The following is a 20,377-nucleotide window of genomic DNA, read 5'->3' on the forward strand; positions in this document are numbered from 1 at the left end:
TCAACTCCCTTACAACTAGCTGCGGTGGCCATGGGTCTCCTGTGAAGCCTGTATGTGGAACCGACGCTTCATGTTCTGTGGGGGAACGTCTTGGAAGAACCCGATGTGGTACCCGGTGCCTCTGACGTGCCGGATGTACCCGATGCCTCGGTCGGGCCTCGGCCGCGCCGTCGCGGGCGCACCGCGCTGTTGATCGGTGGCGCCGTCGTGCTCGGCCTGGTCGCCGGCACCTGTGGTGGCTACCTCGTCCAGGCGGACCGCGAACCGACGAAGTTGCCGCCGCTGTCCCAGCCGGTACTTCCGCAGGCCAGGGGCGAAGGACCCGAGCCGCTGTCGGCCGCGCAGGACCGCCAGGTGAAGACCGACGGCGACTTGCGGAAGCTGCTGCTGAAGGCGCCGCGTGGAGCCAAGAAGCCGGACTGGATCGCCGACGACAACTGGATGGATCTGGCGAGTTACGCGGACAACTTCAAGAATCCGGGCGCGGTCTTCCCCGACCTCGTCGGCGAGGAGTTCCGCCGCGCGGCCGTCACCGGCTGGAAGGTCGGCAGCACGTCCACCGTGGAGATCAGGCTGGTCCAGTTCCGTCAGGAGGAGGAGGGCACGACGGCCGAGAACCTCAGCGGCGACAACCAGTACTGGGCGGACAAGGAGGATGCCACCGACAGCTGGAGCATCCCTGGTACCGGGGGCGGTATGGCGTACGTCCACACCCGGCCCGACAGCAAGCCCGGCTACCTGCCGCTGTACAGCGCGGAGGCGCACGCCTGGCGCGGCGACATCGCCCTGGAGATCTGGGTCTACGGGAGCAAGCCGATCGCCAAGAAGACGATCATGGACCTGGCCGAGCGGCAGATGGAGCGGCTGTGAGCGAGAAGGAGACCGAGCCGGTCGAGCGGGCCGAGCCCACGGAGCCGGTCGAGTCGGCAACGGTGGCCGAGCAGGTCGAGCAGGCCGCCGGGCCCACGGAGCCGGTCGAGTCGGCAACGGTGGCCGAGCCCGCCGAGCAGGCCGAGCAGGTCGAGCAGGCCGGGCCCGCCGAGCAGGTCGAGCAGGCCGGGCCCGCCGAGCAGGTCGAGCCCGAGGCGTCCGAGCCCGGGGCGTCCGAGCCCGTGGCGGTGGAGCCCGCCGAGCAGGTCGAGCCCGAGGCGTCCGAGCCCGGGGCGTCCGAGCCCGTGGCGGTGGAGCCCGCCGAGCAGGTCGAGCCCGAGGTGCCCGAGTCGGCGGCGCCCGTCGCCGAGGTGCCGGAAGCCGTCGTGCCCGCCCCCGCCCGTAAGCGTCTTCGCAAGGGGCGGATCGCGGCCGTCGCCGGGTCCGTGCTGCTGGCCGGTGCGGTCGTCGCCGGGGTGGGATACACCGTCGTGACCGTGAACGGCGCCGACCGTGACGCGGGTGCTCCCGTCTGGAAGTTCCCGAAGCCTCAGGCCGACACGAGAGTGGCGCCCGCCCAGAAGGGTCTCGCCGGCATGCTCGTGCCGTACGGGAGCGATGGCTGGAGCAAGGGCCCCGACCTCTTGGAATACGGCGCCGATGCCCAGCTCAGCGGTGCCCAGGCCACGGCCCTGCGCAAGCAGGGGCTGGTCGATCTGCCCCGTACCCAGCGCAAGCGGCTGGAGCGGGAGATCGACAAGCAGCGCACCACGGGCATGGCCATGCGCAGCTACTACAGCCAGAAGCCCGACAGCTTCGGCAACGAAGACATCTACGCCGTGAACATCGTGCTGGCCCAGATGGACAGCAAGGCCGCGGTGCGGGACATCTCGACGTTCCAGAACGAGTTCCTCGACGCCCTGGACGTCTTCCGCAAGGGCCCGGCGATCAAGGGGCACAAGGACGCCAAGTGCTTCCTCCCGCCCAAGACCGCCAAGACGGATCTCGACAGGATGTACTGCTCCGGCTACGTGGGGAACGTGCTGGTCACGGCCACCGCGGATGGCGTGAAGCCGATCGACACCAAGGGAGTGGCGGCCCTCCTGAGCACCCAGCTCGACCGCATCGCCGAGCCGGGGGAGGCGGTATGACCGAGCAGCAGCAGGTCGCGGAGCCCACGTCGACCGAGGAACCCCAGGTGAACGCACCTGCCGCCGCAGAGGCGGACGCCCAGGCGGCAGGCCGGGCCGAAACCGTGACCGTGTCCGACGGCGCAGTCGTCGCCGAGGCCCCCGTCGCCGAGCCCGTCGTCCCCGAGCCTGTCGTCCCCCGGCCCCCGAAGGACCGCCGTGCGCTGCGTGCCGTCCTGCGCTGGACCGCCGCCGTCGGCGTCTTCGCGGCCGTCGCCACGGCGACGACGTACGGGATCGCCGGCATGGAGCGGACGGACGTACCGGGACTGGCGACGGAATCGGACGGGCGCTGGGAGTTCCCCGCGTTCGTCCGGCCGCCGCTGCCGTCTGGCAGCCCCGCGCCGTTCGCCGAGTCGAACACCGCGAACGCCCACTACGCCGACCTGCGGGCGCTCCTCGTGCCCGTCCCGAAGGGCGCGACGCAGGACAAGGCGCTGCGCGGCTCGGACGGCTGGCTGGCGACGAAGGACTACCTGGCGGAGTACACGGTCGACGACGAACGCCAGGAGCTGGGGCAGAGGCTCGTCGACGACGGTCTGCGGCACATCGCGGCCCGAGGCTGGACCACCCCGGACGGCACCCGGACCCGGATCTATCTGCTCCAGTTCGGCACGGCGGCGGTCGCGGACAAGGAGTACGCGACCGCGGCCGTCCCGTTCGGCACCCCCGCCTACCAGGTGCGCGGCGCGGACGGGTCCACGTACGACGAGGACTTCTCGACGCGGTCCGCGGTGTCGGGGCTCAACCGTGCGACGTACGTCGAGGCGAAGCCGTACGGGCCCGAACAGGTCCGCCAGGGCTATGTGTCCGCGGGTGACGTCGTCGCGGTGATCCTCCAGACCAGGAAGGGCACCGCCGCCGCCATCCCCTTCCAGCAGACGGTGACCCTGCAGAGCCAGCTGCTCGGCTGACCCGCAGGGCGTACCTCACGGAGAGGGCCGGGTCACAGCCGCGTAAGCTGGGACCCGGCCTTGTCTACGTGCGACACCACGCTCATCCCAAGGAGCAATCCCGTGGAGATCCTCTTCGAAACCCTGCTGGTCCTGGTCTGCGTCGGCGTGCTCGCCTTCGCCGGACTGACCGTGAAGAAGCTGTACCAGGGCCAGCGCTGACCGACCTGTAGGGACTGCCGCTCATGATCGAGATCCCGTCCGACCTTCACAAGGACCTCGTCCCGCTCGCCTTCCTGCTCGGCAACTGGGCCGGCGCGGGCGTGCACGACTTCCCGGGTTCCGAGAAGTGCAACTTCGGCCAGGAGGTCGCCTTCACGCACGACGGCCGGGACTTCCTGGAGTACCGGTCCCACACCTGGGTCCTTGACAACGACGGGAACAAGGTCCGGCCCCTGGAGTCCGAAGCAGGCTTCTGGCGGATCGACGCCGACCGCAAGGTCGAGGTCACGATGACCCGCGACGACGGCGTCATCGAGATCTGGTACGGCGAACTCGCCGACAAGAAGCCGCAGATCGACCTGGTCACGGACGCGGTGGCCCGTACGGCCGCCTCCCGCCCCTACACCGGCGGCAAGCGCCTGTACGGCTACGTCAAGAGCGACCTCATGTGGGTCGGCGAGAAGCAGACCCCCGAGGTCGAGCTGCGCCCCTACCTGTCCGCGCACCTGAAGAAGGTCGTCACCCCGGAGGACGTCGAGCGCTGGGCGAAGGCGCTGCCCGACGACATGCCGGACGACGGGATCGCTTTCTTCAAGTAGTCCTAGACTTTCTGGTGTGGTGAGCACCGGAAGTACGGACTGGAAGAGTGATCTGCGGCAGCGCGGCTACCGGCTGACGCCGCAACGGCAACTTGTGCTCGAAGCCGTGGACACCCTCGAACACGCGACCCCCGACGACATCCTCGTGGAAGTGAGGAAGACGGCGTCGGGGGTCAACATTTCCACGGTCTACCGGACCCTGGAGCTGCTGGAGGAGCTCGGGCTGGTCAGCCACGCCCATCTCGGACACGGCGCGCCGACGTACCACCTCGCCGACCGGCACCATCACATCCACCTCGTCTGCCGTGACTGCTCGAACGTCATCGAGGCGGACGTCCAGGTGGCCGCCGACTTCACCGCCAAACTGCGGGAGGCCTTCGGCTTCGACACGGACATGAAGCACTTCGCGATCTTCGGCCGGTGCGAGGACTGCACTCTCAAGAGTTGAATTACCAAGTCGTAGGCTTACGGTCATGAAGAGCCCTCTGCTGTCCCTGCCCGGCGCCGTCCCCGCCGAGGGCGTGGACGAAGACGTCGCCGCCCACTACGGCGACCTGTTCCGCGAGCAGCGCGCCCTCGCCGACGGCACCGGATTCGTCGACCTGTCCCACCGCGGGGTCGTCGCCGTCACCGGCGAGGACCGGCTGAGCTGGCTGCATCTGCTGCTCACCCAGCACGTCAGCGAGCTGCCCGTCGGTGAGGCCACCGAGGCGCTGGTCCTCTCCGCGCACGGCCACATCGAGCACGCCCTGTATCTGGTGGACGACGGGACGACCACCTGGGCGCACGTGGAGCCCGGCACCCAGGAGGCGCTGATCGCGTACCTGGAGTCGATGAAGTTCTTCTACCGGGTGGACGTCACCGACCGGACGGACGAGCTCGCGGTCGTGTACCTGCCGGCCGGTTCGATCGCCGAGGTGCCCGCCGGTGCCGTCGTGCGCGAGACGGCGTACGGCCGTGACCTGCTCCTGCCGCGGGCGGACCTGGAGGCGTTCGCGGCGAAGGCCGGCCCGCCGGCCGGACTCCTCGCCCACGAGGCGCTGCGCGTCGAGCACCACCAGCCGCGCCTGGGCTTCGAGACCGACCACCGCACCATCCCGCACGAGCTGGGCTGGATCGGTTCCGCGGTACACCTCCAGAAGGGCTGCTACCGCGGCCAGGAGACCGTCGCCCGCGTCCAGAACCTGGGCAAGCCCCCGCGCCGCCTGGTCTTCCTGCACCTCGACGGCAGCGAGGTCCACCTGCCGGCCCACGGCACGGAGATCCGGGTCGCGGACGAGGGTCCCGACGGCCGCCGGATCGGATTCGTCACGACGTCCGTACGCCACCACGAGCTCGGCCCGATCGCGCTCGCGCTGGTGAAGCGGAACGTGCCGCTGGACGCGCGGCTGGTGGCGGGGGAGACGGCGGCGGCGCAGGAAGTCGTTGTGGAGCCGTAGCGCCGTAGCGCCGTAGCGCCGTAGCGCCGTAGCGCCGTAGCGCCGTAGCGCCGTAGCGCCGTAGCGCGTGGAGCCTCGGGGCCGGAGAGTCCTTGCGCTCGCGAGCTGTGGTGCCGTGATGGTAGGGCAGGGCCCTCGGCGCTAGTGCCGTGCCTGCTGCGGCACTAGATCTCCACCAGGACGGTGAACGGGCCGTCGTTCGTCAGCGACACCCGCATCTGCGCGCCGAACCGGCCCGTCTGCACCGTCGCGCCCAGGGCGCGCAGCCGGGCGACGACCTCGTCGACCAGCGGCTCGGCCACCTCGCCGGGAGCGGCCGCGTTCCAGGTGGGGCGGCGGCCCTTGCGGGCGTCGCCGTACAGGGTGAACTGGCTGATCACCAGGAGCGGGGCGTCGATGTCGCTGCACGACTTCTCGTCCTGCAGCATCCGGATCGACCACAGCTTGCGGGCGAGCTGGGCCGCCTTCTCCGCGGTGTCCTCGTGGGTCACCCCGACCAGGACGCACAGTCCCTCGCCGATGATCTCCCCGACCGTCTCGCCGTCCACGACGACGCTCGCGCCGTCCACCCTCTGCACCACTGCACGCATACGCCCATCATGCCGGGCCCCGACGATGGTCCGTACCAGTTCTCTTTTTGATCCGTATCCCCCCATCTGGGGCCGATCGGGGGCACTCGTTCACAAAGCAGTCGGTTGGGGTGGCACGATGGCGCCCACACGCCGGTCGAGGGGACGGTAGAGGCACATGAGCACACCGAGTACCGGGCGTACCGGGCAGCCGCCTGCGGCTGCCTCCAGACCGCCCGTGCAGCGCACCGACAGCCCGTGGCTGACCGCGGAGCCGCCCGAGCACGAGGTGGCCGTACTGAGCCTGGCCGAGCTGCGGACCCTGCGCCGGGACGCCCAGCGCGACGAGGCAGACCTCAGCTATGTACGGCGGCTGTTGCAGGGCCGGATCGACATCCTGCGCGCGGAGCTGGCCCGGCGCGGTCCGGCGTCCGTCGTGGACGACCCGGGCGAGGCGTCCGTCTTCGACCGGCTCCCGGAGATCCTGACCGACGCCCCGGCCCGGCACCGCTCCTCCGCCCGGCACGTGACGCTGGGCACCCCGCACAACGAGGAGTACCGGCTGCTCGCCGCGGAGATGCTCGCCGAGGTCGAGTTGTCGGACCTGGACGCCCGTACCGACCCGGAGCTGAGCGAGGCGATGGGGCGGCTGGTGCGGTACGAGCAGCAGGTGTCGCGCCGGCGCCAGCGGTTGCAGCAGACGACGGACGAGTGCAGCGCGGAGATCGCCCGCCGGTACCGTGAGGGGGAAGCACAGGTGGACGACTTGCTCGTCTGACGCGCCTGGCCGACGCGCCCGTCCGACGTGTCCGGCGCGTCGGACGGGACGCTTTCTGGAAGGCAGGCCACAGTCGATGTCCGCAGCCATACCTCGCAGGTCGCCGTCTTCGCCGATCTCACCGTCGGCGCCGCCGGTTCTCGCGGAGGTGGTGCGTTCCGGTTTCGTCGAGGGGCGGCACCGGGGGAGCCTGGTGCTGCTGGCCGCGGACGGGTCGGTGGAACGGGCGCTCGGGGACGTCACGTCCCCGGTCTTCCCGCGGTCGTCCAACAAGCCGATGCAGGCGGCCGGCATGCTGCGGGCGGGCCTGGACCTGTCCGGCGAACGGCTGGCCCTGGCCGCGGCGAGCCATTCCGGCGAGCGGTTCCACCGGGACCTGGTCGAGAAGATGCTGGCCGAGAGCGGTCTGGACCGGGCCCTGCTCCAGTGTCCGCCGGACCTGCCCCTGGACCCGCAGGAGCGGGAGGCGTTCCTGGCTTCGGGCGCGGTACGCGACCGGGTGGCGATGAACTGCTCCGGCAAGCACACGGCGATGCTGGCGGCGTGCGTCCTGCGCGGCTGGCCGCTCGACTCGTACCTGGATCCCGCGCATCCCCTTCAGCGGCTCATCCACAGGACGGTGGAGGAGACTGCGGGCGAGGCGGTCGCGGCGGTCGGCACGGACGGCTGCGGGGCGCCGCTCGCGGCGATCAGTCTGACCGCCCTCGCCCGCGCCTACCGTGCCTTCGTCCTGGCCGCTGCGGGCTCCCCGGAGCGCCGGGTCGCCGACGCGATGCGCGCCCACCCCGAGTACGTCGGCGGCACCCGCCGCCATGACACCCGGCTGATGCGTGACATCCCCGGCGCTCTCTCGAAGACGGGTGCGGAGGCGGTGCAGGCCGTCGCCCTGTCCGACGGCCGCGCCCTCGCCTTCAAGGTGGAGGACGGCTCGACCCGGGCACTGGGCCCGGTACTGGGCCGGGCACTCACGTTGCTGGGCGTGCGGCCCCCGCGGCCGACCGAGCTCGGCGCGGCTCCCCTGCTGGGCGGGGGACGCGAGGTGGGAGAGATCCGGGCGGCGTTCTGAGCGCGGGGGCGGTGGCCCGGGGGAGCCGGGGCGATCCTGGGCGGACGGGGGCGGGGGTCCGGGAAAGGTGGCGGCGGTGGTCCGGGAAAGGCGGCGGCTGGGGTCCGGGAAAGGCCGCGGCTGGGGTCCATGGAGACATCACCCGCGGTGGGGCGAAATTTGCGCGACACCCTCCACGCCGCACACCTACCGTGACCCCATGACCCGCCGCCCTGACATCGACGTCCGCCCGATCACCGAGCCCGAGTTCCCCGAGTGGCAGCGTGCGCTGAACACCGGCTTCCTGCGTGAGCCGGTCCTCTCGGAGGAGCAGTTGGCGGCCCGTCGCAACCAGTTCGTACCGGGAAGACTGCTCGGCGCCTTCGACGGAACCCGGTGCGTCGCGACCTTCCGCTCCTTCGCCCAGGAGCTCACGGCGGTCGGCGGCACCCCGGTCCCCGCCGACGCGATCTCCAACGTCACCGTCACCGCCACCCACCGCCGCCGCGGCCTCCTCACCCGCATGATGAGCCAGGACCTCGCCGCGGCGAAGGAGCGCGGGGACGTCGTCGCCACACTGATCGCGGCCGAGTACCCGATCTACGGCCGCTACGGCTTCGGCCCGGCCACCTCCATGGCCGAGTGGACCGTCGACGTCACCCGTACCGGCCTCGACCCCCGCCGACCGGTCCCGGACGACGGCGGCCGTATCGACCTGGTGGACGGCGAGGACGTGCGCAAGCTCGGCCCGGAGCTGCACGAGCGGGTGCGCCGGGCCCAGCCGGGCGTCATCAGCCGCGACGAGCTGTGGTGGCGGGTGAACACGGGAGCCGTCCGCTTCGGCGCGTGGACCGAGCCCTTCTACGCCGTGTACCGCTCGGCGGACGGCGAGGTCGAGGGCCTGGTGTCGTACGAGTGCGACGACAAGTGGGACGACTCCAAGCAGCCCCGCAACACGGCGAGCGTGGACTGGCTGATCGCGTCTACCCCGGCGGCCGAGCGGGCCCTGTGGCGGTACCTGTGCTCGATCGACTGGATCGTCCGGGTGAAGACGGGCCGGCGGGCCCCGGACGACCTGCTTCCGCTCTGCTTCCCCGACGCCAGGGCGGCCAGGATCACCACGCAGGCCGACTGGCTGTGGGTGCGGCTCCTGGATGTCGTACGAGCGCTCGAAGCACGTACGTACGGCGGGCCGGGCTCGCTGGTGCTGGAGGTCGTCGACGGGGCCGGACTCGCCGGCGGCCGCTACCGGCTGGAGGCCGCGGCGACCGGGACGGGGGTCTGCGCGGCGACGTCGGCGGACGCCGACCTCACCCTGGACGTGGGCGATCTGGCGGCCCTGTGGCTCGGCGACGAGTCGGCGGTGCGGCTGGCGGCGGCGGGCCGGGTGCGGGAAGAACGAGCGGGCGCCGCCCGGGTGGCCGACGCCCTGCTGCGTACGTCCAGGCGACCTTGGTGCCCGGACATGTTCTGAGTGCTCCCTCCGGCCGACGGCAGTGCGGTGTTGCGGTATTGCGGTGTTGCGGTGTTGCGGTGTTGCGGTACCACGCATCCGTAGCTGTGGCTGTTCAGTTGTGGTTGTTGTGCGGTGGTGCAGACCGACCAGGCTCCCGGCTCCCCTCCGGAAGGGAGCCCGGTCAGCCGGACTGGGCGAGCAGCATCACGAGGATGACCGCTCCGATGCCGCTGATCGTGGTGTTCTTGGCTTTGATGCCGATGGTGAGCGCGGCGAACGCGATGAGGCCCATCGGCCCGTACTTCCACTGGACGAGTTGTTCGAAGCCGATGGCGAGGGCGGCGACGGCGATGGCGATGAGCGGCATGACGGACCCTCCTTATCCCCCTGGTGGCCAACACCCGGCAGGATTGACCATGTTGCTCAAGTTGGCGACCAACTTCACTGTACTTATCTCCGCTTGGAAGCGGCTCATAACCACCTTTCCGTGAACTGCCCAAAGATGGCGGGAAGTTGTAGTGTTTGGTCGTGGAGCCGGAACCCGCCTCCGTCAGTGGACGGAAAAGGCCACAACGGCCACAGAGGACACACCGCGAGGTGGCCGACGAGCTGCGCACCCGGATCAGGTCCGGGGTGCTGCGGCCGGGCCAGCGCATGCCCACGCAGGCGAAACTGGCCGACGAGTTCGGCGTCGAGCGCGGGGCCGTACGGGAGGCGCTGCGGATCCTCCGGGCGGAGCAGCTGCTCACCAACGTGTCCAAGGGGAGCCCGGCGACGGTCGCCCCCGACCTGGGCCTCGGCACCGCCCTGACCGGCCCGGAAGCCCCGCCCCAGCCCACCATGGTGGCTCTCGGCCCGCGCGTCGCGGGTGCCTTCGCGGCCGAGCGCGTCGAGATCGACGCCCTCTGTCTGACCTCGGTCTCCCTCACGCTCGCCATGGGCGAGCCGTTGCGCCAGATCCACGCGGGGCGAATAAAACCGGCCAAGGTCGACGTGCGGATCCTGCTGCCCAGCCGGGACATCGACCTGGCGTTCCCCGCGCCAGTCGACCGCTCCGCCCCCGACCGGCTGCACCGCCGCTGGCTGGACCATCGCAACGCCCAGGGGCAGGTGCTCCGGCACAATCTGCTGGCCCTGCGTTCCACACACGGCATCGACGTCCGCGTGACCTTTCGCGCGCTGCCCTTCACGCCGCCGGTCAAGCTCTACCTGCTCAACGGGGCGGAAGCGCTCTTCGCGTACTACACGCTGGTGCGCCGCGAGGAGGAGATCGACCACGAGCCCCTGGAGCTGTACGACGCCGAGGGCACCCAGTCGATGCTGTTCGCCTTCGAGCAGGGGCCCGGCCTGCGCGACACGACGTTCGTGGAGCAGTCGTACCTGTGGTTCAACGCGCTGTGGGAGACGATCAGCTCCGAGCTGGTGCTCACGAGCTGATGTCTCCCACAAGTGGTGACCTGGGCAGCGACCTGGGCAGCGACCTGGGCGATCGGCTGTCAGGCGGCGGGCCTGGTCAGCAGGGCGACGAGCATGACGGCCCCGATGGAGCTGACCGCGGGACTCTTCGCCTTGATGCCGACGGTGAGCAGCAGCAGACCGACGGCGCCGCCGGCGCCGTACTTCCACTGGATGGTCTGCTCGAAGCCGACGGCGAAGACGGTGACGAGGAGGGCGAGGGCGGCGGGCATGGTGTTTCCCCCTTCGGGCGGCCGGACGGAACGGGTGTGGGGGACGGAGGCTGGTCGAGGGGAGGCAAACCTTCCGCCAACTAGGCTAAGTTGGCTACCAACTCCACTATGTTTGTCCCCACTTGGCAGCCATTCATAAACAACTTCCAAACAACTCCCGGCAGATGGATCTAAGTTGTAGCGTTTGGTCGTGGCACAGGAGAACGTGGCAGTGAACGGCAGCAGCAGGCTCTCGCCCCAGGACATCGCCGACGTCCTGCGGGAACGCATCCGGGTCGGAGACCTCAAGGCGGGCGACCGCCTGCCCACCCAGGCGGAGCTCGCCGAGGAGTTCGGCGTCGAGCGCGGCACCGTCCGCCAGGCCCTGCGGGCCCTTCAGGACGCCGGTCTGCTCAGCAACGTGAGCAAGGGCAGCCCGCCGCGTGTCGCGCGGGCGGCACCGGGTCCCCTGGAGCCGCAGCCGACGATGGTCGGTCTCGCACCCCGTCTGGCGGTGGCGTTCGAGGCACCGCACGTCCGGATCGACGCGGCCTGCCTCACGGCGGAGAGCCTGATGATGGCCCTGAGCGAGCCGCTGCGCACGATCCACGCGGGGCACAGCCGGCCCGAGTCGATCGATGTCCGGATCCTTCTGCCCTCCCGGGACATCGCTCTGGCCTTCCCGATCCCGGTGGACGGCCGCGGCGACGACGACCCGGTCCATCAGCGGTGGCTCCAGATGCGCAACGCCCAGGGGCAGGTGCTGCGCCACAACCTCCGCTCCCTGCGCTCCTCCCACGGCATCGAGGTCCGCGTCACCTTCCGCGCGCTGCCGTTCACCCCGCCGGTGAAGCTGTACCTGCTCAACGGTTCGGAGGCGCTGATGGCCTACTACATGGTCAAGCGGCGGGAGGAGATGACCGAGAGCGGGACGACGATGGACATGTACGACGTGCTGGGTGCCGAGTCCGTCCTCTTCTCCTTCGAGCGGGGCGCGGGTGAACGGGACGCCGGGTTCGTGGAACAGTCCCAGAAATGGTTCGACGCCCTCTGGGAAACCATCACTACGGACCTGACCCTCGGCTGACCGGTGTCGCAGGCGGTTACCGGTGCCGCTCACAGCACGAACGTCGACCAGGAGAACGCGGTGGTGAACGGCAGCGGGAGAGCCTCGGCCCAGGAGATCGCCGACGTCCTGCGGGAACGCATCCGGACCGGCGACCTCGAAGCGGGGAAGCGTCTGCCCACGCAGGCCGTGCTCGCCGAGGAGTTCGGCGTCGAGCGCGGCACCGTCCGCCAGGCCCTGCGGGCCCTCCAGGACGCCGGTCTGCTCAGCAACGTGTCCAGGGGGAGTCCGCCGCGTATCGCGGAACCGAGGTCGAGCCGCAACGAGCCGCAACCCACGATGGTGGGGCTGGCTCCCAGGCTGGCGGAGGCCTTCGCCGCTCAGCACGTCCGGATCGACGCGGTCTCCCTCACGGCGGAGACCTTGAGGCTCGCTCTGAGCGAGCCGCTGCGCACGATCCACGCGGGGCACAGCCGGCCCGAGTCGATCGATGTCCGGATCCTTCTGCCCTCCCGGGACATCGCTCTGGCCTTCCCGATCCCGGTGGACGGCCGCGGCGACGACGACCCGGTCCATCAGCGGTGGCTCCAGATGCGCAACGCCCAGGGGCAGGTGCTGCGCCACAACCTCCGCTCCCTGCGCTCCTCCCACGGCATCGAGGTCCGCGTGACCTTCCGCGCGCTGCCGTTCACCCCGCCGGTGAAGCTGTACCTGCTCAACGGTTCGGAGGCGCTGATGGCCTACTACATGGTCAAGCGGCGGGAGGAGATGACCGAGAGCGGGACGACGATGGACATGTACGACGTGCTGGGTGCCGAGTCCGTCCTCTTCTCCTTCGAGCGGGGCGCGGGTGAACGGGACGCCGGGTTCGTGGAACAGTCCCAGAAGTGGTTCGACGCCCTCTGGGAAACCATCTCCTCGGACCTGACACTCTCCTAGTGACTTCCGATACGACGCACACTGATTCGGTGACAGAAGAGGCAGAGAATGAGATCGGGAAGCTTCAGGAGATGACCGCACGTGCGCGGGTCGTCCTTTGGGACTTCGACGGACCGATCTGTGGGCTGTTCGCGTCGTATCCGGCGGAACAGGTGGCGTACGGCCTGGTGGACTGGTTGGAGGGGCAGGGCTTGCGCGGCCTGTTGACGGACGGGGAGCGGGAGTCCCTGGATCCGCAGGCGGTTCTGCGCGCGGTGGACCGTCGGCATCCCCGCAGTGATCTCGTAGTGGAACTGGAGGAGCAGCTCACCCAGGAGGAGCTACGGGCCGCGAAATCCGCCATGCCCACCGCCTACGCCGACCCCCTGATACACACCTGGTCCGCAGTGGGTGCGCGCCTCGCCATCACCACGAACAACTCCCCCGTGGTGGCCAAGAGTTACCTGGAAAATCGCGGACTGCTCTCCCGCTTCGCCCCGCACGTCTACGGGCGTACCCGGAAGCTTCACCTCCTCAAGCCCGATCCGCACTGCCTCAATCGCGCCCTGCGCGCCATGGGTGCGGCCGCCCAGGAGGCGCTGATGATCGGTGACGCGGACACGGACTTCCTCGCCGCTCAGGCAGCAGGTGTTCCGTTCCTGGGCTACGCGCGTAATCAACGCAAGAGGAAGTGCCTGAGAGAAGCGGGCGCCACGGAGATCGTGGACTCGCTGGAACCGGTGCTCCGGGTGGTGCGGACCATGGGCGGCCTGAAGTAATCGATCCTGGACTGATCGGCATCGTCGGCCGGTCCGCCAGGGGAGCGACTTTCGAACAGCCAGCGCAAGGTGAAGCCGGCCGCTGGAGAGGGGGAGTCGAGTCGCCGTCAGTCGGTACTCTGCTGTTCCGGTGGAATCCAGTGAGGGTCTCTGATGACGGGATGTTCAGGCTTGATGTGAGTCAGTTTGTTCCAGAGGTTCCGGTGCCATTCCATATGGTGTTCCGCGATCTCCCGTGTCGATCTGGAATTCGATCGCCTGTCCCAGCCGATGACGCGGGCCGTTCCGTGCCGGAGGCCTATGCCGGCAGTGTCGAGAATGTGATACGTGTTGTCATTCCATGTGACGTCCGCCTCCATGATCCCGTAGGGTTGGTGGAAGAATTTTTCCTGATTGAGAATGTAGCACTTGCGCTCGGGAACCTGCGGTGACTCCCGTATCTCGCATGAGATGGCGATGTGCTGGTTCCGCTCATGGACCTTGTTCAGAAGGGCTTTCAGGTTCTGCCAGTTCGGCTTCGTGTAATCATCCCGCATTCGCTGGCGATTTTCTGCGGAGTCAGCGAATTGGAATGTTCCGGCGGGCCGGCCGCTGCCTTCGGGTGCTGCGTCGAGCCGTCCCGGAAGGCTCATCGGGAGATTCAGGTGGGCGACGATGATGCGTAACGTCAGCTCCTGCGTGCGCACTTCCTCATCGGCCATCCGCTCCAGCGGCCCTTTGAGCAGGTCGAGCAATGTCTCCATGGTGAACCCGGAGAAGTCGACGCGGACATGGCGTGCCTCGAACGCCTCCCGGAAAGGGCCGTGCAGGTCGTTCCTGTGAGCGAGCACGTAGACGCCCGACACCTCCCGGGGTTCGGACTCGCTGATGGCGTCGAAGAGGATGAGGGCGATCAGTGCTGCGAAGGAGCCGCCCAGGAAACCCTGGCTCTTGAGTGTCTCGCCGAGTGGATCGATGATTTCTGCGGCGATGCCCAGGGCGCCTACCAGCGCGAGCGACCACTTGACGATGCGGGGCTTCCACTCGCTCAGTGAATGCCGGATGAGGTCAAGCCTGGACGGGCCGCCGGCACCTGGATTGCGAGAAGACACACACCACCCCCTGTGCGTGAGCCGTGGGCGCGAGGCGTTCGCCATGCCCGCCGCTCCCCGTGGCGCACCATGATGCCTCGGTCAACTCGGCGACGCCAGAAGGTGAGTTGCCGCTCCACAGCATCCTTGCTGCGTCGATGAGGGGTTCGTGCGAGGTGCGACCCAGGAGCTGCCCCGTGTCCGCGTCTCCGCTGCGCGTCCCTCCGAGCGGGTGTACCCGAGGAAGCGGGTGCCCGCCGTGCGAGCGGACTTCAGGTCGGTGAGCTCGTCACCGATGAGCAGACAGGAAGAGGGCGGGCAGGGCCGACCTGGCGGCGTCGTACTCGTGCCGCGTCCCTATGGCTTCCGCCTGCTCCAGTGCCCGGCGGTCGCGAGGAAGGGTACTCGGCCGGTCGTACATGTCCCTGAGATGCCGGAGGATGCCGTGCGAGTCCTCACACGCCTCCGCATCGTCGTCCAGCGGCCCCCACTCGGCGCGTGCCATCTCCTCGACTTCATGGGCGATGAGTGCCGTGGGCGCGTCACCGAACAGGTCGGTGACCGGTCGGTCGAAGTCGAGCAGGGCGGCATCCGTCTGGCGGAGCAACTTCCGCAGGGTTTCGCGTCGGTCGAGCGCGTCGCCATGGGACTTCTCGGTCTCGCCCGCTCGCCGGGGTCAGTGTGGGCCACGGCGGGCCGTTCTAACAGCACCGCAGGTCATGGTCGCAATTCAGGGTGCAGGGGACAGGGGACAGAGGTTTGGGGGGTGGGGGTATCGCACAGAACAAGTCGTCGGACAAGTGTGCGGCCCATAGCCGTCCGGTGGGGCCAAGTGCGATGCGGGGGATGCATCCTGGCGCGAGGCGGGCCATCGGTGGAGTAGCGTGCTCACACTTTCTGCACCTGGGAAGGTCCGAGAAGAAAGAACGGATAATGTCACTCGAATCGGCTTCTGCGGCTCGGCTGCATGCAGTTGAGGTGAGTGGTGACGAGAGTGCGGTCGAGGGGCCGCTTCGGGGATATCACCATGAAACCTATGTGTTTTCGCTGCCTGGCGACGCAGGAAGTCGATGGAAGTGCCGGGAGCCGCGCGCCGGTCTCTTGTGGTTCGATCGGCGGTGTTTTTCCTCGGAAGAGCAGCTGTTGAGCTCTCTCAGCGGCCGGATTTCCGGCATCCCGGATATCGTCGAGATCGATGGAATCCGCTTGCAGAGATTCATCGAAGGGCGGACGCTGGGTTCCTTGTACATGTCCGGCTCCCCTGTTCCCGTCACGCTGCTCCAGCAGATCACCGATGTCTTCGGGCAGCTGATCTGTGTGACTCCTGAGACTCTCCTTGTCAAGCGGCGGTGCAAGGATGAGGATCGCCCGGAGGGAGGTGACAGCAACGGGTTTCTGGAAAGGCTCGTCTCTTTCACCGAAGAGCATGTCTACTTGAAAAACCTCCAAGAATTCGAAGTGCTTTTCGCTGATCTCGGCATTGACGCCGATTCTTTCAAGAAGCTCAGGAAACATGTATCGGGCCTCAAAGAACGTCCGTTCGGCCTCTTGCACGCAGACTTGCATCGCGAGAACTTCATCGTCGATTCGGGGAACCGGCTCTGGACGATCGACTGGGAGTTGGCGATGGTGGGAGATCCCCTCTATGACCTGGCCACCCACCTCTATCTGATGCGGTACCCGAGGTGGCAGGAGCGGATGGTGGTGCAGCGGTGGAGTTCCGTCGTGGAGGCTTTGCGACCCGGTGCCTCCAACGGTCTGGAGCACGACCTTCCACTGCTGCTCGACTACAAGAAGGCGCAGTCCGTCTTCACGGACGTCATTCGTGTCGCCCTGTCACAGGATGCCGGTGCGGAGTCCTACCGACGTCGCCTCCACCACGCCGGCCTCAAACTGCGCGACGTCCTGGCCGCGGCCGCCGGACCGCTCGGGCTGGAGGCGGTGCCGACCTCGGAGGGGATCGCGTCGGCCCTCACGCGCCGGCGACGGTCACACATGGATGGCGACGGCGTGGGCGCGCGCTGACCAGGCCTCCGGGGCTGTCCCCGCCGAGTCCGCGCCGAAGCTACGCTTCGCAGCCATGAGCAGCGGCAACGTGGGTCTGCGCGAGCGCAAGAGGCAGCGGATGTACCAGGCCGTGTCGGACATCGCCATCGGCCTCTTCCTGGAGAAGGGGTTCGACGCGGTGTCGGTCGCCGAGGTCGCCGCCGCGGCCGAGATCTCGAAGCCGACCCTCTTCCGGTACTTCCCGACCAAGGAGGACCTGGTCCTGCACCGGTTCGCCGACCACGAGGACGAGCCGGCCCGGGTGGTGACGGGTGCGACGGCACCGGTGGCCGCGCTGCGCCGGCACTTCCTCGACGGGCTGGAGCGGTGCGATCCGGTCACCGGGCTCAACGACCGGCCTGAGGTCCTCGCCTTCCACTCGCTGCTGTACGGGACTCCCGCGCTGGTCGCCCGGCTGTACGGGTACCAGGAGCGCTCGGAGGCGGCGCTGGCCGGGGCGCTCGGCGGCGGCCTGGAGACGCGGCTCGCCGCCGGACAGATCATCGCGGTGCAGCGGATCCTCGCGCTGGAGAACTGGCGGCGGATCGCCGCCGGGGAGCCGGTGGCGGAGGTGCGGACGGACGCCGTGTCCGCGGCGGAGCGGGCGTTCGGGGTGCTGGAGGCTGGGCTGCCGTACCGCGCCGGGCCGCCGGAGCGCCACACACCCGAGATGCGGTAAGCACAGGGGACGACCCCGTGGGCGGCGAGGAGCTGGCCCGAGCTGCTGCGCCACCTCGGCAAGCCGGACGCGGCCGTGGTGCCGCTGACCAGCGGGTTCCGCGTCCCGGCGGTGGTCGTCGCGCTCGCCGACCGGCTGCTGGAGCGGCTGGACGTCGACGTCCCGGCCGCCCGCTCGCTGCGCGCGGACGGCGAGCTGCGGCTGCGCGGGACGGACGACGTCCCCGGCACGACGGTGGACTGCGTACGGGACGCGCTCACCCGTGAGGGCTCCGTCGGCGTCATCGCCGCCGACGCGGACGTGTCCGGTCTGCGGGACGCGCTCGACGCGGCCGGCATCGAGACGGCCGGCGCGGAAGAACCGGCCGCGCGGGTGACGGTGGTACCCGCGAGCGCCGTCAAAGGCCTGGAGTACGACCATGTCGTCGCCGTCGAACCGGCGGCGATCGCGGCGGCGGAGGAACGGGGGCTGCACCGGCTGTACGTCGTCCTGACGCGGGCGGTGTCGCGGCTGGACGTGGTGCACGGGCGGCCGCTGCCGTTCTAGTGCCGCAGCGGGCGACGTTCGCCCCGTCACGGGCATACGTTGCCTGCCACGGCACTGGCGTCGGCCGTACCAGGGCCGGGTCGGCCGTCTGTACCCGGCCGGGTCGGCCGTCTGTACCCGGCCCGGTCGGCCGCCCGTACCCGGCCCGGGTCAGCCGCCCGTACCCGGCCCGGGTCAGCCGCCCTGGAAGAGCGGCATCAACTGTTCCTCCTCGTAGGCCAGATGGGCTTCGAGCTCGGCCGTCAGCCGCTCCACCTCGGCGCGTGCCACGGCCGGGTCCGCGTCGCGCGCGGACACCGCACGGCGCAGCTCGGCGACCAGTACGGCGATCCGCTCGTGCTCCTCGCGCAGCCGGGCCAGCACCGGGGCGGACTCCGGGTGCCGGTCCGCCAGGAACGGGAACAAGGCCAGGTCCTCGCCGGCGTGGTGGTGGTGCAGGCCCTGGCAGAAGGTCAGACAGGTGACGCGCAGCTGGGCGCCGAGAGTGCCGCCCTCTCCCCTGCGCATCTCCGCCCGGATCAGGCCGAGTTCGCGGCGGAATGCGTCGTGGACCACCTTGAGCGCCTCGCCCGGCGAACCGGCGTTGACGCGCGGCGGACCGCCGGCGCTGCTGTCGTACAGGGCGACGACGGGGATGGTCCGGCCGGCCTTCTCCTGGTACGCCGCCCAGCCGGGGTCCGCCTCTACGGCGCGGGCGAAGGCACGGTCGCGTTCCTCGCCGGTCAGCACGACGGCCCGTGCCTCGTAGGTGAACGCGCCGCTCTCGACGGTGGCGCGGGGCCGGGCGAGCAGGTTGCGGAACCACTGCGGATCCCTGGGGGAGCCGCCGGCCGAGCCGATGACCAGGACGCGGTCGCCGCCGTCGGGGAGGTAGCCGAGGGGAGTCGTGTGCGGGGTGCCGGTGCGGGCGCCGGTGGTGGTCAGCAGGAGCAGGCGGGCATCCTCGAAGTAGCCGCCGACGCGGCCGTGGTGGGCGCGGAACTCGTCGATGACGTGCTGGTTGAAGTCGTTGGGCATTCTCTTCTTTCTCTGTCGCGGGAGTCACGTGATGCGCGTACTGCGCCGATATCCGTGTGCGCGGAGAAAGTGGCGGGCCCCTGGCCCGCCCGGACCTCATACAGAGGCCGGGGACCCGTTTCGCTCGTGGCCCGTGGCCGACCCGGCAGTCATGGGTGGGACGCTAGCGGCGCGGCGGGAGAAAGGGCAATGTGGTTTTCGATGCCTCCTCCGCCGTCCTCGCCGTCCTCGCCGTCCTCGCCTCCCTCGCCGTCCCGGCCGTCTTCGGGGTCCCTGCTCCTCTTCCTCGACATCGACGGGACGCTGCTCCCCTTCGGGGCGGACGGTCCGTACCCGGTGTACGAGGCAGGCGAGGCGGGTGACCCGCCCTCCGCCGACGCCGCCGCGAATCCCCTGCTGACCCGGATCGACCCGGGGCTCGGCCCCCGGCTGGCGGCCCTGGGCTGCGAGCTGGTGTGGGCGACGACCTGGCTCGACGAGGCCAACGTGGTTGTCGCGCCCTGGCTGGGGCTGCCTCCGCTGCCGGTGGTGGACTGGCCGGACGAGGAGTGCCCGCCGGGCGCCCTGTACTGGAAGACCCGGCCGCTCGTCGCCCGCGCGGCGGGCCGGCCCTTCGTCTGGGTCGACGACGAGATCACCGCCGTCGACCTCGACTGGGTGAGCGCCCACCACCCCGGACGGGCCCTGCTCCATCGCGTGGACCACCGGTACGGCCTGACGGACGCGGATTTCGCGGTATTGGAGGGGTGGATCGGCGGGTACCCGTGCTGAGGTCCGGGCCCAGACCCAGCCGCCCCAAAGCTCTCCCCGAGACGCGCCCGCATCTCGAACGGCCCAGTCGGCGCGGCCGAACGGGTGACACAGCGCACTATTGCAAGCGGATGCTTGCAATAGTTAGCGGAGGTGGGGCACAGTGGAGTCATGGCATCACTCAACGTCGGCAATCTCGGCGAGTACCTGCGCGAGCAGCGGCGCACCGCGCAGCTGTCGCTGCGGCAGCTCGCCGACGCCGCCGGAGTGTCCAATCCGTATCTGAGTCAGATCGAGCGCGGGCTGCGCAAGCCGAGCGCGGAGGTGCTGCAGCAGGTCGCCAAGGCCCTGCGGATCTCCGCCGAGACGCTGTACGTCCGGGCCGGGATCCTCGACGCCGAGCGGGACCGGGACGAGGTGGAGACACGTGCGGTCATCCTCGCCGATCCCACGTTGACCGAGGGGCAGAAGCAAGCGCTGCTCCAGGTCTACGAGTCGTTCCGCAAGGAGAACGGATTCGTGGCCGCCCCCGAGGGGGAACCGGCCGACACGCCCGGCACGGTGGACGCCGACGACGAGTCCGACGGTGCGAAGGTCGCTGACGACAGTGCTGACGACAGAGACGACCTGGGCGACGGCGAAGGCGACAGTGCCGTACGCCGTGCCCGCAAGACCCCCGCACGCCGTACCCGCCGCGCCGGCGGTTCCGGCACCGATCCGCAGCAGACGGCCAGTTGACCGGACCAGGGGACCGGCCGCCCGAATGCGGACCCACAAA

The 20,377-nt window shown here is 69.7% G+C and carries 24 protein-coding genes and 1 pseudogene; 18 read left to right on the forward strand and 7 right to left on the reverse strand.

Annotation, left to right across the window (positions count from 1 at the left end):
• Positions 1-126 precede the first annotated feature (126 nt).
• The 6 genes from ACFV0T_RS34840 (at position 127) to ACFV0T_RS34865 (ending at position 5,213) form a co-directional block, all read left to right on the forward strand.
• A complete protein-coding gene (locus tag ACFV0T_RS34840) occupies positions 127-870 on the forward strand; it encodes a hypothetical protein (RefSeq protein ID WP_385788310.1) in 744 nt (247 codons plus the stop codon).
• Positions 867-2,021 (forward strand): hypothetical protein, encoded by a 1,155-nt coding sequence (locus tag ACFV0T_RS34845; RefSeq protein ID WP_385788313.1) that lies wholly within the window; start codon positions 867-869, stop codon positions 2,019-2,021. Before ACFV0T_RS34840 ends, ACFV0T_RS34845 begins: the two co-directional genes overlap by 4 nt.
• Positions 2,018-2,974, forward strand: coding sequence for a hypothetical protein (locus tag ACFV0T_RS34850; protein ID WP_385788316.1), 957 nt, complete (start codon positions 2,018-2,020; stop codon positions 2,972-2,974). The genes ACFV0T_RS34845 and ACFV0T_RS34850 overlap by 4 nt, the downstream gene beginning before the upstream one ends.
• A 224-nt stretch (positions 2,975-3,198) precedes the next feature.
• Positions 3,199-3,774, forward strand: a complete 576-nt coding sequence (locus ACFV0T_RS34855; RefSeq protein ID WP_385788319.1) for an FABP family protein — start codon at positions 3,199-3,201, stop codon at positions 3,772-3,774.
• Positions 3,775-3,790: 16 nt separating this feature from the next.
• Positions 3,791-4,222, forward strand: a complete 432-nt coding sequence (locus tag ACFV0T_RS34860) for a Fur family transcriptional regulator (protein ID WP_385788322.1) — start codon at positions 3,791-3,793, stop codon at positions 4,220-4,222.
• A 25-nt stretch (positions 4,223-4,247) separates the two neighbouring features.
• The gene (locus ACFV0T_RS34865) at positions 4,248-5,213 is read left to right on the forward strand and encodes a YgfZ/GcvT domain-containing protein (RefSeq protein ID WP_385788325.1); all 966 of its coding nucleotides are present in this window, start codon (positions 4,248-4,250) and stop codon (positions 5,211-5,213) included.
• A gap of 164 nt (positions 5,214-5,377) precedes the next feature.
• Here the strand turns inward: ACFV0T_RS34865 and dtd are convergent, their stop codons facing one another.
• Positions 5,378-5,803, reverse strand: a complete 426-nt coding sequence (gene dtd, locus ACFV0T_RS34870) for a D-aminoacyl-tRNA deacylase (protein ID WP_385788328.1) — start codon at positions 5,801-5,803, stop codon at positions 5,378-5,380.
• A 157-nt stretch (positions 5,804-5,960) separates the two neighbouring features.
• Here dtd and ACFV0T_RS34875 point away from each other — a divergent pair, with 157 nt between their 5' ends.
• The 3 genes from ACFV0T_RS34875 to ACFV0T_RS34885 all read left to right on the forward strand — a co-directional run bounded on the left by ACFV0T_RS34875 (position 5,961) and on the right by ACFV0T_RS34885 (position 9,079).
• On the forward strand, positions 5,961-6,560 hold the full coding sequence (locus ACFV0T_RS34875) for an aerial mycelium formation protein (protein WP_385788331.1): 600 nt from the start codon (positions 5,961-5,963) through the stop codon (positions 6,558-6,560).
• Positions 6,561-6,636: 76 nt separating this feature from the next.
• The gene (locus ACFV0T_RS34880) at positions 6,637-7,626 is read left to right on the forward strand and encodes an asparaginase (RefSeq protein ID WP_385788334.1); all 990 of its coding nucleotides are present in this window, start codon (positions 6,637-6,639) and stop codon (positions 7,624-7,626) included.
• Between the two features lie 199 nt (positions 7,627-7,825).
• Positions 7,826-9,079, forward strand: coding sequence for a GNAT family N-acetyltransferase (locus tag ACFV0T_RS34885; protein ID WP_385788337.1), 1,254 nt, complete (start codon positions 7,826-7,828; stop codon positions 9,077-9,079).
• Between the two features lie 163 nt (positions 9,080-9,242).
• Here the strand turns inward: ACFV0T_RS34885 and ACFV0T_RS34890 are convergent, their stop codons facing one another.
• On the reverse strand, positions 9,243-9,428 hold the full coding sequence (locus ACFV0T_RS34890; protein WP_385788340.1) for a hypothetical protein: 186 nt from the start codon (positions 9,426-9,428) through the stop codon (positions 9,243-9,245).
• A 155-nt stretch (positions 9,429-9,583) separates the two neighbouring features.
• On the opposite strand from ACFV0T_RS34890, the gene ACFV0T_RS34895 reads away from it, so the two are divergent.
• Entirely contained in the window at positions 9,584-10,498 is a 915-nt protein-coding gene (locus ACFV0T_RS34895) for a FadR/GntR family transcriptional regulator (RefSeq protein ID WP_385788343.1), read from the forward strand.
• Between the two features lie 59 nt (positions 10,499-10,557).
• On the opposite strand, the gene ACFV0T_RS34900 is transcribed toward ACFV0T_RS34895, so the two are convergent.
• On the reverse strand, positions 10,558-10,749 hold the full coding sequence (locus tag ACFV0T_RS34900; RefSeq protein ID WP_385788346.1) for a hypothetical protein: 192 nt from the start codon (positions 10,747-10,749) through the stop codon (positions 10,558-10,560).
• Positions 10,750-10,933: 184 nt separating this feature from the next.
• Here ACFV0T_RS34900 and ACFV0T_RS34905 point away from each other — a divergent pair, with 184 nt between their 5' ends.
• The 3 genes from ACFV0T_RS34905 (at position 10,934) to ACFV0T_RS34915 (ending at position 13,491) form a co-directional block, all read left to right on the forward strand.
• The gene (locus ACFV0T_RS34905) at positions 10,934-11,815 is read left to right on the forward strand and encodes a winged helix-turn-helix domain-containing protein (RefSeq protein ID WP_385788349.1); all 882 of its coding nucleotides are present in this window, start codon (positions 10,934-10,936) and stop codon (positions 11,813-11,815) included.
• 63 nt (positions 11,816-11,878) lie between these two features.
• The gene (locus tag ACFV0T_RS34910; RefSeq protein WP_385788421.1) at positions 11,879-12,733 is read left to right on the forward strand and encodes a GntR family transcriptional regulator; all 855 of its coding nucleotides are present in this window, start codon (positions 11,879-11,881) and stop codon (positions 12,731-12,733) included.
• 71 nt (positions 12,734-12,804) lie between these two features.
• The gene (locus tag ACFV0T_RS34915) at positions 12,805-13,491 is read left to right on the forward strand and encodes an HAD family hydrolase (RefSeq protein ID WP_385788352.1); all 687 of its coding nucleotides are present in this window, start codon (positions 12,805-12,807) and stop codon (positions 13,489-13,491) included.
• A 107-nt stretch (positions 13,492-13,598) separates the two neighbouring features.
• Here ACFV0T_RS34915 and ACFV0T_RS34920 read toward each other — a convergent pair whose 3' ends face one another.
• The 3 genes from ACFV0T_RS34920 to ACFV0T_RS34930 form a co-directional block, all read right to left on the reverse strand.
• Positions 13,599-14,582, reverse strand: coding sequence for a hypothetical protein (locus tag ACFV0T_RS34920; protein WP_385788355.1), 984 nt, complete (start codon positions 14,580-14,582; stop codon positions 13,599-13,601).
• Positions 14,583-14,663: 81 nt separating this feature from the next.
• Positions 14,664-14,864, reverse strand: a complete 201-nt coding sequence (locus ACFV0T_RS34925; RefSeq protein WP_385788423.1) for a hypothetical protein — start codon at positions 14,862-14,864, stop codon at positions 14,664-14,666.
• The gene (locus ACFV0T_RS34930; RefSeq protein ID WP_385788358.1) at positions 14,851-15,168 is read right to left on the reverse strand and encodes a hypothetical protein; all 318 of its coding nucleotides are present in this window, start codon (positions 15,166-15,168) and stop codon (positions 14,851-14,853) included. The genes ACFV0T_RS34925 and ACFV0T_RS34930 overlap by 14 nt, the downstream gene beginning before the upstream one ends.
• A gap of 326 nt (positions 15,169-15,494) precedes the next feature.
• Between ACFV0T_RS34930 and ACFV0T_RS34935 the strand changes: the two genes are divergently transcribed.
• The 3 genes and pseudogenes from ACFV0T_RS34935 to ACFV0T_RS34945 all read left to right on the forward strand — a co-directional run.
• Positions 15,495-16,586, forward strand: a complete 1,092-nt coding sequence (locus tag ACFV0T_RS34935; protein WP_385788361.1) for a phosphotransferase — start codon at positions 15,495-15,497, stop codon at positions 16,584-16,586.
• 55 nt (positions 16,587-16,641) lie between these two features.
• On the forward strand, positions 16,642-17,286 hold the full coding sequence (locus ACFV0T_RS34940; RefSeq protein WP_385788364.1) for a TetR family transcriptional regulator: 645 nt from the start codon (positions 16,642-16,644) through the stop codon (positions 17,284-17,286).
• Positions 17,287-17,832: pseudogene (locus ACFV0T_RS34945) on the forward strand (AAA family ATPase); the annotation flags it as partial.
• A 174-nt stretch (positions 17,833-18,006) separates the two neighbouring features.
• Here the strand turns inward: ACFV0T_RS34945 and ACFV0T_RS34950 are convergent.
• Complete coding sequence (locus ACFV0T_RS34950; RefSeq protein ID WP_385788367.1) at positions 18,007-18,849, reverse strand: nitroreductase/quinone reductase family protein; 843 nt, start codon at positions 18,847-18,849, stop codon at positions 18,007-18,009.
• A gap of 273 nt (positions 18,850-19,122) precedes the next feature.
• Between ACFV0T_RS34950 and ACFV0T_RS34955 the strand changes: the two genes are divergently transcribed.
• Together ACFV0T_RS34955 and ACFV0T_RS34960 are read left to right on the forward strand one after the other, a co-directional pair.
• The gene (locus tag ACFV0T_RS34955) at positions 19,123-19,620 is read left to right on the forward strand and encodes a hypothetical protein (protein ID WP_385788425.1); all 498 of its coding nucleotides are present in this window, start codon (positions 19,123-19,125) and stop codon (positions 19,618-19,620) included.
• Positions 19,621-19,770: 150 nt separating this feature from the next.
• Positions 19,771-20,337, forward strand: coding sequence for a helix-turn-helix domain-containing protein (locus ACFV0T_RS34960; RefSeq protein ID WP_385788370.1), 567 nt, complete (start codon positions 19,771-19,773; stop codon positions 20,335-20,337).
• Positions 20,338-20,377 lie beyond the last annotated feature (40 nt).

The sequence above is a fragment of the Streptomyces sp. NPDC059582 genome (assembly GCF_042735715.1).
Taxonomy (GTDB): domain Bacteria; phylum Actinomycetota; class Actinomycetes; order Streptomycetales; family Streptomycetaceae; genus Streptomyces.

Excerpts from the sequence above, each read along its gene's own strand:
- ACFV0T_RS34850 (WP_385788316.1), top strand. The coding sequence starts at position 2,018 with ATGACCGAGCAGCAGCAGGTCGCGGAGCCCACGTCGACCGAGGAACCC.
- ACFV0T_RS34855 (WP_385788319.1), top strand. The coding sequence starts at position 3,199 with ATGATCGAGATCCCGTCCGACCTTCACAAGGACCTCGTCCCGCTCGCC.
- ACFV0T_RS34865 (WP_385788325.1), top strand. The coding sequence starts at position 4,248 with ATGAAGAGCCCTCTGCTGTCCCTGCCCGGCGCCGTCCCCGCCGAGGGC.
- dtd (WP_385788328.1), bottom strand. The coding sequence starts at position 5,803 with ATGCGTGCAGTGGTGCAGAGGGTGGACGGCGCGAGCGTCGTCGTGGAC.
- ACFV0T_RS34875 (WP_385788331.1), top strand. The coding sequence starts at position 5,961 with ATGAGCACACCGAGTACCGGGCGTACCGGGCAGCCGCCTGCGGCTGCC.
- ACFV0T_RS34880 (WP_385788334.1), top strand. The coding sequence starts at position 6,637 with ATGTCCGCAGCCATACCTCGCAGGTCGCCGTCTTCGCCGATCTCACCG.
- ACFV0T_RS34885 (WP_385788337.1), top strand. The coding sequence starts at position 7,826 with ATGACCCGCCGCCCTGACATCGACGTCCGCCCGATCACCGAGCCCGAG.
- ACFV0T_RS34890 (WP_385788340.1), bottom strand. The coding sequence starts at position 9,428 with ATGCCGCTCATCGCCATCGCCGTCGCCGCCCTCGCCATCGGCTTCGAA.
- ACFV0T_RS34900 (WP_385788346.1), bottom strand. The coding sequence starts at position 10,749 with ATGCCCGCCGCCCTCGCCCTCCTCGTCACCGTCTTCGCCGTCGGCTTC.
- ACFV0T_RS34915 (WP_385788352.1), top strand. The coding sequence starts at position 12,805 with ATGACCGCACGTGCGCGGGTCGTCCTTTGGGACTTCGACGGACCGATC.
- ACFV0T_RS34935 (WP_385788361.1), top strand. The coding sequence starts at position 15,495 with ATGTCACTCGAATCGGCTTCTGCGGCTCGGCTGCATGCAGTTGAGGTG.
- ACFV0T_RS34940 (WP_385788364.1), top strand. The coding sequence starts at position 16,642 with ATGAGCAGCGGCAACGTGGGTCTGCGCGAGCGCAAGAGGCAGCGGATG.
- ACFV0T_RS34950 (WP_385788367.1), bottom strand. The coding sequence starts at position 18,849 with ATGCCCAACGACTTCAACCAGCACGTCATCGACGAGTTCCGCGCCCAC.
- ACFV0T_RS34960 (WP_385788370.1), top strand. The coding sequence starts at position 19,771 with ATGGCATCACTCAACGTCGGCAATCTCGGCGAGTACCTGCGCGAGCAG.